General features: G+C 74.1%; 7 protein-coding genes, 1 tRNA gene and 4 pseudogenes. 9 read left to right on the forward strand and 3 right to left on the reverse strand.

The annotated features are described in order from the left end of the window. Positions 1-92 precede the first annotated feature (92 nt). Positions 93-746: a nucleotidyl transferase AbiEii/AbiGii toxin family protein gene (locus tag MRQ36_RS29965; RefSeq protein ID WP_242800095.1), complete on the reverse strand. Its 654-nt coding sequence runs from the start codon at positions 744-746 to the stop codon at positions 93-95. Then, complete coding sequence (locus MRQ36_RS29970; protein WP_242800096.1) at positions 743-1,084, reverse strand: hypothetical protein; 342 nt, start codon at positions 1,082-1,084, stop codon at positions 743-745. Before MRQ36_RS29970 ends, MRQ36_RS29965 begins: the two co-directional genes overlap by 4 nt. Positions 1,085-1,625: 541 nt before the next feature. Between MRQ36_RS29970 and MRQ36_RS29975 the strand changes: the two genes are divergently transcribed. From MRQ36_RS29975 to MRQ36_RS30020, 9 genes and pseudogenes are all read left to right on the forward strand, one after another. Continuing rightward, the gene (locus MRQ36_RS29975; protein ID WP_242800097.1) at positions 1,626-2,213 is read left to right on the forward strand and encodes a hypothetical protein; all 588 of its coding nucleotides are present in this window, start codon (positions 1,626-1,628) and stop codon (positions 2,211-2,213) included. Positions 2,214-2,666: 453 nt separating this feature from the next. After that, positions 2,667-5,981 (forward strand): formate dehydrogenase, encoded by a 3,315-nt coding sequence (gene fdh, locus MRQ36_RS29980; protein WP_242800098.1) that lies wholly within the window; start codon positions 2,667-2,669, stop codon positions 5,979-5,981. A 7-nt stretch (positions 5,982-5,988) separates the two neighbouring features. Continuing rightward, a pseudogene (locus MRQ36_RS29985) lies at positions 5,989-7,030 on the forward strand (4Fe-4S dicluster domain-containing protein). 394 nt (positions 7,031-7,424) lie between these two features. Then, a pseudogene (gene nrfD / locus MRQ36_RS29990) lies at positions 7,425-8,357 on the forward strand (NrfD/PsrC family molybdoenzyme membrane anchor subunit). A gap of 45 nt (positions 8,358-8,402) precedes the next feature. After that, positions 8,403-8,499 (forward strand) — tRNA-Sec (locus MRQ36_RS29995). Between the two features lie 20 nt (positions 8,500-8,519). Next, a pseudogene (selA, locus tag MRQ36_RS30000) lies at positions 8,520-9,813 on the forward strand (L-seryl-tRNA(Sec) selenium transferase). A gap of 3 nt (positions 9,814-9,816) precedes the next feature. Next, a pseudogene (locus tag MRQ36_RS34205) lies at positions 9,817-11,575 on the forward strand (SelB C-terminal domain-containing protein). A gap of 40 nt (positions 11,576-11,615) precedes the next feature. Then, entirely contained in the window at positions 11,616-11,813 is a 198-nt protein-coding gene (locus MRQ36_RS30015; RefSeq protein ID WP_242800101.1) for a hypothetical protein, read from the forward strand. Positions 11,814-11,879: 66 nt separating this feature from the next. Continuing rightward, complete coding sequence (locus tag MRQ36_RS30020) at positions 11,880-12,068, forward strand: hypothetical protein (protein WP_242801566.1); 189 nt, start codon at positions 11,880-11,882, stop codon at positions 12,066-12,068. A 3-nt stretch (positions 12,069-12,071) separates the two neighbouring features. On the opposite strand, the gene MRQ36_RS30025 is transcribed toward MRQ36_RS30020, so the two are convergent. Continuing rightward, the gene (locus tag MRQ36_RS30025; RefSeq protein ID WP_242800102.1) at positions 12,072-12,725 is read right to left on the reverse strand and encodes a hypothetical protein; all 654 of its coding nucleotides are present in this window, start codon (positions 12,723-12,725) and stop codon (positions 12,072-12,074) included. Positions 12,726-12,793 lie beyond the last annotated feature (68 nt).

Here is a 12,793-nt window from a genome sequence, read left to right on the forward strand (position 1 = left end):
AACACCCCGGCCACCGGGCGTCGCCCCGGCGTCGCCGGACCTGTCGCCGGCGGGAGCCGGTCGGACGAGTCCCGCCCGGTCCGGATGCCGGGTCAGCGGGGCCAGGCGGCCATCCGGCGTCGCACCTCGGCCACCTGGGCCGTGTCCAGCCCGTAGCGGGCAAACCGGCGGTCCGGCAACCCGTCGAGATAGCGGCCGGCGGCCCGGACGTCCTCGAGCTCCAGCGCCGGGTCGACCTGTCTGGCCAGCGCCAGCAGTTCCGCCACGTCGTAGCGGTCCAGGGCGGCCGACACGTCGATGAAGTCCCGCACCTCCCGGCGGTTGACCAGTGCGGCCGTCTTGTTGGCCAGCAGGTCCCGAACGTCCATCACCGGCCCCAGGTCCATCACCACCGGGCTGCGGTACCGGTCCAGCCGGGCCAGGCTCAACCGGATCTGCCGACCGTCCCGGCTGACCACGAAGTCGCGCATGTCCCGGTCGAAGCCCTCGAACAGCCCGGCCAGCTCGCTGTCCGGATCGGCGGCGACCACCTCGAACCCGGCCCGCTCCAGCGCCGTACGCACCTCGGCCGTCGCGGCAGCCGCCGCGCCCTCGACGTCGGCGAAGAGGTCCACGTCCTCCGTCGGGCGGGTCACCAGGCCGTGCGCCGCCCACGCCACCCCGCCGCCCAGCACGAACCGGTGCGGCCCCGCGGCGCTCAACGCCACCCGGGCCACCTCCCGGTAGAAGTCGTGCAGGTGGCTCACGCGGTACGCAGGCCCCGGTGCCGGCTCTCCCACGCCAGGCGTACGCCCCGGGGCAGGTTCAGCCGCCGCCACACCCGGCGCAGGGTCCGCCCGTGGATCAGCGCCCGCAGGTCGTCGACCCGGGTCGTCTCGCGCAGCACGTTCTCGTACATCCACAGCAGGTCGTCCGGTTCGGCCAGGTCGAAGACCCGCTCGCCGCACCACATCAGCCGGACCGGCAACTCGACGACGCCCGTCGTCGGCCCGGTGAGCTCCGCGAGGGTACGCGCCACCACGGCGGGTCGACCCGGTCGGGCCAGGTGGGCCACGCCGGTCACGGTGGGGGAGACGCCCTGCATGCTGTCAGGGTAACGCCCTGCTCGGCTGCCGGGTGCCGCCCGTGTGCCGGCTGCGTGTTCCGGGCAGTCGTTTCGGGTCCTTTCGGGGGCCGTGGGTGGGGCCTGATCGCGGCCGTGCCGCCTCTCGCCGCACCGCAGTGCGGTGGGTCGATCGGAGAGCGATGTGGTGGCTGGCGGCCGGTGCGGCAGCCGATGGGCGGTGGTGGCGGGCCCCATGGTGGTGCGTTAGCCAGCGGTGCGCGGAGTGTCCGGTTCGGGTGTGACCGGGGGCATGCTCAGGCCGGAATCGTGGCGGGGGCCGGGTCGTTACAGTCACCGTACGACCGAGTACCACCGCCGAACACCGGCCTGGTGGACGGGCCCGGCCCCGGAATGCGGGTGGGCGGCCGGTCGTTACACCTGGTCCCGGCGTCGCGAAGAGGCCCCCGCCCCGCGAGCCCGCCGGCCGATGACTTTCCCCCTTGTACGTGTTGGGCGCCTGACGGTGCTCGCGTTCCCCACCCCCATGGGGAGCGCCGACCCCCGAATGGAGCTACCCCCCATGAACACGATGCTGCGTAAGAGTGTGCTGGGTATTGCTGGTCTGGCTTTCACCGGTGGTGTGTTCGCCGGTCCGATCGCCGCTCACGCCGACACCACCCCCGTCACCACCGGTAAGCCGGTCGCGGTGCAGGCCGACAAGCCCGACACGAGCAAGCTGATCCCGCACGGTGTGCAGGGCGCGCAGTCGCACGTCGACCTGAACGACGAGCAGACCGCCAACGCGAAGGCGATCATCGCCGCGACGAAGAAGGCCGGTCTGCCCGAGCGGGCCGCGGTCATCTCGATCGCGACGAGTCTGCAGGAGTCGAAGCTGGAGAACCTGGGCCACCTGGGTGACAAGAACGATCACGACTCGCTGGGTCTGTTCCAGCAGCGCCCGTCCAGTGGTTGGGGCACGCCGGAGCAGATCACCGACCCCGAGCACTCGACCCTGGCGTTCCTCAAGGGGTTGAAGCAGGTCGACGGGTGGCAGGACATGCCGCTGACCGACGCCGCCCAGACCGTGCAGGTGTCCGCGTACCCGGACGCGTACGCCCAGTGGGAGCAGCAGGCCGCCGACCTCGTCGCCCAGCACTGGAACAGCTGACCATGAACGAAACGCTGGCCGGCACCCCGAACCCGGGGTGCCGGCCAGCGGCGTACCCGAATCTCGGTTCGTTGCCGGTCCTGACGACGACGCCGCAGCCCACCGCGAACCGTCACCGAAAGCACGAATCACGTCGTGACAGCGGTCACCAGAGCTGACGGAACACCCGATGCGGTGGCATGGTTGTGCAGAGCGTCGGTGTGTCCAGTGTCCCCGGGCCTCACCTAAATAGCCTTCGCGGAATACCGTTCGGCTGGAGCCGCGTCGTGCCACTCGCCGAGAGGCGACCTGCACACCGACGCCCAGGCGCCGCCCCGACCCACCGGTCGGGGCGGCGCTGTTTTCCGCCCCGGACGCAGGCCCCGAAAATGGTCCGCCACTCGAGTCGCGGCCGTCGGAGGGCTGGCCTATGTTCAGAAGGTCAGCTTCCGTCAGCGGGGGAGGGGTGTCCGGGTGGGGTTCAGGACCTTCATCGAGGGATGGCCGGTCTACCGTCAGCTCACCGGCACCGACCCGCTCGGCCGGGGTGCCGCGGCGCAGTCGCCCAGGTCGGCCGGCCTGACCGCCCGGACGGAGCGCGCGGACAGCATGGCTCGTTCGGTCTGCCCGTACTGCGCGGTGGGCTGTGGGCAGCGGGTGTTCGTGAAGGACGGGCGGGTGACCCAGATCGAGGGCGACCCGGACAGTCCGATCTCCCGGGGGCGGCTCTGCCCCAAGGGTTCGGCCAGCAAGTCGCTGGTCACCAGCCCGCTGCGGCAGACCAAGGTCCGCTACCGCCGGCCGTACGGCACGGAGTGGGAGGACCTGGAGCTCGACGTCGCGCTCGACATGATCGCCGACCGGATCCTCGCCGCGCGCGAGGAGACCTGGGAGGACGTCGACGACGCGGGTCGGCCGCTGAACCGGACGCTCGGGTTCGCCAGCCTCGGTGGCGCCACGCTGGACAACGAGGAGAACTACCTCATCAAGAAGTTGTTCACGGCGGCGGGCGCACTCCAGATCGAGAACCAGGCCCGTATTTGACACTCCGCCACCGTCCCCGGTCTGGGGACCAGCTTCGGTCGCGGCGGCGCGACGGACTTCCAGCAGGACCTGGTCAACGCTGACGTCATCGTCATCCAGGGCTCCAACATGGCCGAGGCCCACCCGGTGGGTTTCCAGTGGGTGATGGAGGCGAAGAAGCGCGGCGCGAAGGTCTTCCACGTCGATCCGCGGTTCACCCGCACCAGCGCGGTCGCCGACGCCTACCTGCCGATCCGGGCGGGCACCGACATCGCGCTGCTCGGCGGCGTGGTGCGCTACATCCTGGACAACGAGCTGGACTTCCGGGAGTACGTGCTGGCGTACACCAACGCGGCGACCATCGTCAGCGAGCAGTTCGTCGACACCGAGGACCTGGACGGCCTCTTCTCCGGCTACAACCCGGAGACCGGCTCGTACGACCACACCAGCTGGCAGTACGAGGGGCACGAGGGCCAGGCTGGCACCAAGGGCACCGGCAAGGAGCGGGACAGCGCGTCCGGCCTGCGGCACGAGTCGCACGGTGCCCCGGTGGGGGCGCAGACCCAGCGGGACGAGACGTTGCAGCACCCCCGCTGCGTCTACCAGATCCTCAAGCGGCACTTCTCCCGCTACACCCCGGAGATGGTGGAGCGGGTCTGCGGCATCCCGCAGGAGAAGTTCCTGGAGTTGGCCCGCGCCTGGACGGAGAACTCCGGCCGGGAACGCACCGGTGCGCTGATCTACTCGGTGGGCTGGACCCAGCACAGCGTCGGCGTGCAGTACATCCGCACCGGGTCGATCATCCAGATGCTGCTGGGCAACATGGGCCGGCCGGGCGGCGGGATCCTGGCCCTGCGCGGGCACGCCAGCATCCAGGGCTCCACCGACATCCCGACGTTGTTCAACCTGCTGCCGGGTTACCTGCCCATGCCGCACCACGCCGACCACCCGACCTTCGACGAGTGGGTGGACAGCATCCGCCACCCGGGGCAGAAGGGCTTCTGGGGCAACTCGCGGGCGTTCGCGGCGAGCCTGTTGAAGGCGTACTGGGGCGACGCGGCGACGCCGGAGAACGACTTCTGCTACGGCTACGTGCCGCGGATGACCGGGGACCACGGGACGTACCAGACGGTGCTGAACATGATCGACGGCAAGGTCAAGGGCTACTTCCTGCTCGGCCAGAACCCGGCGGTCGGCTCGGCGCACGGCAGGGCCCAGCGCCTGGGCATGGCGAACCTGGACTGGCTGGTCGTCCGTGACCTGTTCATGATCGAGAGCGCCACGTTCTGGAAGAACAGCCCGGAGGTCGCCACCGGCGAGATCGTGCCGCAGGAGTGCCGTACCGAGGTGTTCTTCCTGCCCGCCGCCTCGCACGTGGAGAAGGAGGGCACCTTCACCCAGACCCAGCGGCTGCTGCAGTGGCGCGAGAAGGCCCTGGAGGCACCGGACGACGCCCGTTCGGAGCTGTGGTTCTTCTATCACCTGGGCCGGGTGCTGCGGGAGAAGCTGGCCGGCTCCGACAAGCCCCGGGACCGGGCGCTGCTGGATCTCGCCTGGGACTATCCGACCCACGGTGACCGGGCCGAGCCGAGCGCCGAGGCGGTGCTCAAGGAGATCAACGGCTACGAGGTGGCGACCGGCCGGCCGCTGTCCGCGTTCCACGAGGCCCGCGACGACGGCTCCACGGCCGTCGGCTGCTGGATCTATTCCGGCGTCTACGCCGACGGCGTCAACCAGGCGGCCCGCCGCAAGTCGCGGCACGAGCAGGACTGGGTGGCCGCCGAGTGGGGCTGGGCGTGGCCGGCGAACCGGCGCATCCTCTACAACCGCGCCTCCGCCGACCCGCAGGGCCGCCCGTGGAGCGAGCGCAAGAAGTACGTCTGGTGGGACCCGGAGTCCGGCGAGTGGACCGGGTACGACGTGCCGGACTTCGAGAAGACGAAACCGCCGACGTACCGGCCGCCGGAGGGCGCCTCCGGTCCGGAGGCCCTGGCCGGCGACGACCCGTTCGTCATGCAGGGCGACGGCAAGGCCTGGCTGTACGCGCCGACCGGGGTGCTCGACGGCCCGCTGCCGACGCACTACGAGCCGGCCGAGTCGCCCATGCGCAACCCGATGTACGCCCAGCAGGCCAACCCGACCCGCAAGATCTACGACCACCCGGTGAACCGGATCAACCCGAGTCCGCCGGAGGCGCACAGCGACGTCTTCCCGTACGTGTTCACGGTCAGCCGGCTCACCGAGCACCACACGGCCGGCGGCATGAGCCGCACCGTGGGTCCGCTCGCCGAGCTGCAGCCGGAGATGTTCGTGGAGGTCTCCCCGGAGTTGGCCGCCGAGGCCGGCCTGGCGCACCGGGGCTGGGCGCACCTGGTCAGCGGTCGGGCGGTGATCGAGGCGAAGGTGCTGGTGACCGACCGGCTCACCCCGTTGCGGGTGGACGGCCGGGTGATCCACCAGCTCTGGCTGCCGTACCACTTCGGCACCGAGGGCCTGGTCACCGGCGACTCCGCCAACGACCTGTTCGGCATCACCCTGGACCCGAACGTGCTGATCCAGGAGAGCAAGATCGGCACCTGCGACGTACGGCCCGGGCGGCGGCCGACCGGTCCGGCCCTGCTGGAGATGGTGGCGGACTACCAGCAGCGGGCCGGCATGACGGCCGACCGGCGGATTCCGATGGTCACCACCGGTGGCGACGACGCGGCCGGCAGCACCGACGAGCGTTCCGCCGAGGCGGCGCGGGACGGAGGCCAGGATGGCTGACGCCAGGTTGCCGGACGCCAACAGCCTCTACGGCCCGCTCGACCCGGCCCCGGACGCCGGCTGGGTCGAGGCGGGGCCTCGGATGGGGTTCTTCACCGACACCAGCGTCTGTATCGGCTGCAAGGCGTGCGAGGTGGCCTGCAAGGAGTGGAACGGCGTCCCGGACTCGGGCTTCGACCTGCTCGGCATGTCGTACGACAACACCGGCGCGTTGACGGCGAACTCGTGGCGGCACGTGGCGTTCATCGAGCAGCCCCGCCCGGCGGGTCACCGCACGCCGCCGTTCGAGGGCAAGCGACCGGGCCGTCGGTGAGCGCGGCGAGCGCGGCGGTCGCCGCCGGGGTGGGCAACGACAGCGGCACCGATCCGGGGGTGCCGCAGGGCCAGCCGCAGGCCGCGGCGCGGATGGCGGCCGGGCCGGAGTTCCTCGGCATGCCGGGCACCCGCCGCCCGGTCGGGGCAGCGGCGTCGAGTCGCGCACCGATTTCCGCTGGCTGATGATGTCGGACGTCTGCAAGCACTGCACCCATGCGGCCTGCCTGGACGTCTGCCCGACCGGGTCGCTGTTCCGCACCGAGTTCGGCACGGTCGTGGTGCAGGAGGACATCTGCAACGGCTGCGGCTACTGCATCTCCGCCTGCCCGTACGGGGTGATCGACCAGCGCAAGGACGACGGTCGGGCGTGGAAGTGCACGCTCTGCTACGACCGGCTCGGCGCCGGCATGACCCCGGCCTGCGCGCAGGCCTGTCCGACGGAGTCGATCCAGTTCGGGCCGCTGGACGAGCTGCGCGAGCGCGCCGCCGGTCGGGTCGCCGCGCTGCACGAGCGGGGCGTGCCGGAGGCCCGCCTCTACGGCAACGACCCGACCGACGGGGTGGGCGGGGACGGCGCCTTCTTCCTGCTGCTCGACGAGCCGGAGGTGTACGGCCTGCCGCCGGACCCGGTGGTCACCACCCGGGACCTGCCGAAGATGTACCGGCGGGCCGGCCTGGCCGCGCTGGCCATGGTGGCGGCGGCCGTCGCCGCGTTCGTCGGAGGTTCATCGTGAGTCCGGACCGCGCCCCGGTGGGTGCCCTGTTCCGTCGGTTCCGTGACCGGCTCGCCGCCGAGGGCCCGGAACGCCTCGGCGGCCCCGGACCCCGGGCCACCCACGGTGCCAAGGTGACCGCTACCTCCGGCTTCCGCCAGGAGACGAGCGGCCCGGCCGCCGGGAACGGCGAGAACGGCACCCGGGTCGCGGGTCCGGGCGACGGAAGTGGCCCGCTGACCGGGTCGGACAACGGCAGCCGGGCCACCGGCACCGGCGCGGGCGTGGCCCGCACCGACGCGGGAGCTGCGGAGGTACGACTGGCCCACACCCGCCGCGCGACGCGGAGCCGGTCGACCGGCCGCGCCGCAGGGGCGGCCGGGGCGGCCGGGGTGGCGGCGGCGAGCAGCTCACAGTGCCGCCCGCCGAGTTCACCTCCTACTACGGGCGACCGATCCTCAAGGCCCCGGTGTGGAAGTGGGACATCGCCGCCTACCTGTTCACCGGTGGCCTGGCGGCCGGGTCGTCGCTGCTGGCGGCGGGCGGGCAGCTCACCGGGCGGCCGGCGCTGCGCCGGTCGGCCGGGTCGTCTCGCTGGCGGCGGTGAGCGCGAGCGCGTACTTCCTGATCAACGACCTGGGCAAGCCGAGCCGGTTCCACCATGCTGCGGGTGGCGAAGGTGACCTCGCCGATGTCCGTCGGCACCTGGATCCTGACCACGTTCGGCCCCGGCGCCGGTGTCGCGGCGATCGCCGAGGCCGCGCCGTGGCTGCCCGAGCGCGGGCTGCTCGGGCTGGGCCGCCAGGTGCTGCCGCCGGTCGGGCACGCCGCCGGGCTGGTCGCCGCGGTCACCGCGCCGGCCCTGGCGACGTACACCGGGGTGCTGCTGGCGGACACGGCGGTGCCGTCGTGGCACGAGGCGTACCGGAACTGCCGACCATCTTCGCGGGCAGCGCCCTGGCCAGCGGCGCCGGCGTGGGTCTGATCGCCGCGCCGCCGGCGCAGGCCGGCCCGGCGCGGCGCTTCGCGGTCGCCGGCGCCGCCCTGGAGCTGTGGGGGCGCACCGGGTGGAGAACCGGCTGGGGCTGCTCAGCGAGCCCTACGCCACCGGCACCGCCGAGCGGCTGCTGCGCGCCGGGCGGGCGCTGACCGCCGCCGGCGTGGCCGGCGCGCTGGTGGGCCGCCGCAGCCGGCTGCTCTCACGCTCTCCGGCGGCGCGCTGCTGGCCGCCTCGGTCTGCACCCGGTTCGGCATCTTCCACGGGGGTGTCGCCTCGGCGAAGGACCCGAGGTACACGGTGGTGCCGCGGCGGGAACGCGCCGACCGGCGGGCGGCCGAGCAGGGCTGACACCTCGCCGCGCGGGCCGGTGTCCGCTGTGGTTGACTGCTGCGTGGAGGCGTTCAGGCGGCTGGTGCCCCTCCCGGTCTTCAAAACCGGTGTGGTCCGGGACCCGGGCCAGGCGGGTTCGATTCCCGTCCGTCTCCGTCCACGCGTACGCAGAGATGAGGCATGCCCGACGGCACGGCCGACCCACGGCGGCGCGTGCCGCGCACCGACGGCGCTGCTCGCCGACCCGGCGCTCGCCGCCGCCGCCGGCACGCTCGGCCGCGACCGGGTCAAGGCCGCCATCGGCCGCGCGCAGGAGCGGGCCCGCCGCGGTGAGATCACCCCCGACGAGGTACGCGACGCGGCGCTGGCGACGCTGCCCAGGCCGACCCGCGGACGTGCTCAACGCCACCGGCGTCGTGCTGCACACCAACCTCGGTCGGGCCCCGTTGTCGACCGGCGCCGTCGCGGCGCTGGTCGCCGCCGCCGGACACCGACGTGGAGCTGGACCTGCGGACCGGCCGGCGGGCCCGGCGCGGCCAGGGATGCCCTCGCCGCGCTCGCCGCCGCCGTACCCGACGCGCCGGCCGTGCACGTGGTGAACAACGGCGCCGCCGCGCTGGTGCTCGCCGCCACCGCCCTCGCCGCCGACGCCGAGATCGTGGTCAGCCGCGGCGAGCTGGTCGAGATCGGCGACGAGTTCCGCCTGCCCGACCTGCTGGCCAGCACCGGGGCCCGGCTGCGCGAGGTGGGCACCACCAACCGCACCACCCTGGCCGACTACGCCGCGGCGGTCGGCCCGCGTACCGGTTTCGTGCTGAAGGTGCACCCGTCGAACTTCCTGGTCACCGGCTTCACCTCCGCCGTGCCGGTCCGCGAGCTCGCCACCCTCGGTGCCGGTGGTGGCCGACATCGGGGTCCGGGCGCTGCCCCCGACTCGCTGCTGCCCGCCGAGGCCGGACGCCGCCACCGACCCTGCAGGCCGGCGCGGCCCTGGTCACCGCCAGCGGCGACAAGCTGCTCGGCGGCCCGCAGGCCGGCCTGCTGTTGGGCACCGCCGAGCTGGTCGACCGGCTGCGCGGCATCCTGGCGCGGGCCCTGCGGGTCGACAAGGCTCACCCTGGCCGCGCTTGCCGCCACCCTGCACGGGCCGACCACCCCCACCCGGTCCGCGCTGCACGCCGACCCGGCCGCGCTGCGGGAACGCGCCGAGCGCCTGCGCGACCGGCTCGGCGAGGACGGCCGCAAGGCCGAGGTGGTGCCCTGCGCGTCGGTGGTCGGCGGTGGCGGCGCACCCGGCGTCGACCTCGACTCGTGGGCGTTGAGCCTCCCCGAGCGCTACGCGGAACCGTTGCGCACCGGTGAGCCGCCGGTCCTCGGTCGGGTGCTGCACGGGCGGCTCCTGCTCGACCTGCGCTGCGTACCGGCCGACGCGGATCCGGTGCTGCTGGCGGCGATCATGCGGGTGGGTGAGTAACCGGTGTGGGTCGTCGCCACCGCCGGGCACGTCGACCACGGCAAGTCGACGCTGGTGCGGGCGCTCACCGGGATGGAGCCGGACCGGTGGGCGGAGGAACGCCGCCGGGGCATGACCATCGACCTCGGCTTCGCCTGGACCACGCTCCCGTCGGGCGGCACCATCGCCTTCGTCGACGTGCCCGGCCACGAGCGCTTCGTGCCGAACATGCTCGCCGGTGTCGGCCCGGTGCCGGCCGCGATGGTCGTCGTCGCCGCCGACGAGGGCTGGATGCCGCAGTCGGGCGAGCACCTCGCCGCGCTGCACGCGCTCGGGGTGTCGTACGGCCTGCTGGTGGTCACCCGCGCGGACCTGGCCGATCCCGGGCCGGCGCTGGCGCAGGCCTGGCCGAGACTCGCCGCCACCTCCCTCGGCGCGGTCGAGGCGGTGGCGGTGAGCAGGGCGACCGGTGCCGGCCTGCCGCAGCTGCGGGACGCCCTGGACCGCCTGGTGGCTCGGCTGCCCGACCCGGCGCACGACGTCCCGGTCCGGCTCTGGGTGGACCGCTCGTTCACCATCCGGGGCAGCGGCACGGTCGTCACCGGCACCCTCGGCGGCGGCCGGCTGGCCGTCGGCGACCAGTTGGAGCTGGCCGACACCGGCGAACCGGTCCGGGTCCGGGGCCTGCACTCCCTGGGCACCGCCCACCAGCGGGTGGACGCGGTGGCCCGGGTGGCGGTGAACCTGCGCGGGGTGTCCCGCGACCGGGTGGCCCGCGGCGACGCCCTGCTCACCCCGGGCCGGTTCCGGCGGACCGACCTGCTCGACGTGCGCCTCGCCGGTGACCCGGCGGCGGACCTGCCGGCCACCCTCACCCTGCACGTCGGCTCGGCCGCCGTGCCGGCCAGGTCCGGCCGCTCGGCCCGGACACCGTCCGGCTGCGCCTGGCCCGGCCGCTGCCGCTGCTCGTCGGCGACCAGGCGCTGCGCGACCCGGGACGCCACCACGTGGCCGGTGGGGTCACCGTGCTCGACGTGGACCCGCCGCCGCTGTCCCGCCGGGCGCTGGCCGCCGCCCGGGCCACCGTCCTGGCCGGGCTGGACGGCCGACCGGACCTGCCCGGCGAGCTGCGCCGTCGTCGCCTGGCCCGGGCCGGCGAGCTGACCCGGATGGGCGTGCCGGTCACCGTCGCGCCCGTCGCCGGTGACTGGCTGGCCGACCCCGACCACTGGCGGGACCTCCGCGTCCGGCTCACCACGGAGGTCACCCGGTACGCCGGCGAGCATCCCCTGGAGCCCGGCATGCCGGTCGACGTGCTGCGCCAGCGCCTCGACCTGCCCGACCGGGCGCTGGTGGAGGCGCTGGTCCGGACACCACTGCGGGTCCGCGCCGGCCGGGTCACCGCGACCACCGTCGACGCGCTCCCGGACCCGGTCGCCCGCGCCGTCGACCGGGTCCGCGCCGAGTACGGCGACCGGCCGTTCCAGGCCCCCGAGACGCACCGCCTCGCCGACCTGGGGCTGGGGCCCGGGAGATCGGCGCGGCCGTCCAGGCCGGGGCGCTGCTGCGGCTGGCGGAGAACGTGGTGCTGCTGCCCGGCGCGGTCGACGACGCCGTCAGGGTCCTGGCCCGCCTGCCGCAGCCGTTCACGCTCAGCGCCGCCCGGCAGGCCCTGGACACCACCCGCCGGGTGGCGGTGCCGCTGCTGGAGCTGCTGGACCGGCGCGGCGCGACCCGCCGGCTGCCCGACGACGCCCGCGAAGTGGTGGCCCCGCCGGCCTGAACCGGCCCGGGCGGCCCGCCCGGTCGCCTACCGTGACGCCATGGACCCCTCCGCGGTGTGGCGGGACGCCCAGCACCGGTGGCGGATCGAGGCGTACCGGGCACCGGACCTGCGGTTCGCCGTCTTCGCCACGAACGGGACCACGGAGTCGGCCCCGCTGTGGCTGTTCGGGATGGCGGCGCTGGCCCGGTGGTTGATGACCCACGCCATCTCCCTGGACGACCTGGAGACCGACTGACCCGGACGGGGGAATTCCACCCCGAACGCCGCTGCTCGCCGCGTCCCGCTCCGTACCGTGCGGGACGTGAAGGACCAGGGATTGCGGAAGTTCGTCGCGGTGCTGGCCGGCCTGGCGGTGATCTATTTCGGCGTCACCGGCCACCGCGGCAGCGAGAACGGTCGAGGGCTGTCCGGTGGCGTGGTGCTGCTCGCCGTCCTCGCCGGGCTGCTGGTGTGGAACCTGACCAAGCCGGGGGACAAGCCGGTCAAGTGAGCCTCAGCGGGCCGCCGCCGTGCGGCTCACCTCGCCGGCGGACTCCTCACCGAGGGCCACCCGCACCAGGGCGGAGGCGAGCCGCCCGAAGTCGGCCTCGCCGACCAGCCCGGCCAGCCCGCGCGGGTTCGCCGGCAACCCGAGCCGCTTCGCCCCGGCCAGGGCCCGCCGGTCGGCGTACGGGCGCACGTCGGTCCAGACCGTCTGCGCCTCCCGCAGGAAGATGTCCGCCCCGGTGGGTCCGATGCCGGGGAACTCCGTCAGCAGCCGGCGCAGCGTCGGCAACTCCCCGTCGGCCGCCCGGTGCAGCCGGCGCAGGTCGCCGTGCCAGCGGTCCAGGCAGAGCCGTGCGCCGGTGCCCAGCATGGTCGAGGTGCGCTCGTCGTAGCGGCGGTAGTGCCCCCGGCCGAGCGCGTCGACCCGGGCCTGCCAGCTCGCCGCCTCCATGGCCTGGGGGGTGCGGTAGCCGGCGGCGAAGAGCTCCCGCGCGGCGGCCAGCGCCACCCCGGCCCGGATCCGGGTGCTCAGCAGCGTGGTCAGCACCAGCAGCTGGTACAGCGGCCCCGGCCGGTCGGTCAGCCGGATCCCGGCCTCCTCGGCGTACGTGCGTCCCTGCCGGTCCAGCAGCGCCCGGGCAACCCGGTGTTCGTCCCGCATCCTCGCGAGGTACCCGTTCGGGGCGGGGACAGACGTCCGGACGGCATGCGCCACCCGGCGGCGGGTAA

Origin of the sequence: Micromonospora sp. R77 (genome assembly GCF_022747945.1) — a bacterium.
Classification (GTDB): Bacteria; Actinomycetota; Actinomycetes; order Mycobacteriales; family Micromonosporaceae; genus Micromonospora.

Excerpts from the sequence above, each read along its gene's own strand:
- MRQ36_RS29970 (WP_242800096.1), bottom strand. The coding sequence starts at position 1,084 with ATGCAGGGCGTCTCCCCCACCGTGACCGGCGTGGCCCACCTGGCCCGA.
- MRQ36_RS29975 (WP_242800097.1), top strand. The coding sequence starts at position 1,626 with ATGAACACGATGCTGCGTAAGAGTGTGCTGGGTATTGCTGGTCTGGCT.
- MRQ36_RS30015 (WP_242800101.1), top strand. The coding sequence starts at position 11,616 with ATGGACCCCTCCGCGGTGTGGCGGGACGCCCAGCACCGGTGGCGGATC.
- MRQ36_RS30025 (WP_242800102.1), bottom strand. The coding sequence starts at position 12,725 with ATGCGGGACGAACACCGGGTTGCCCGGGCGCTGCTGGACCGGCAGGGA.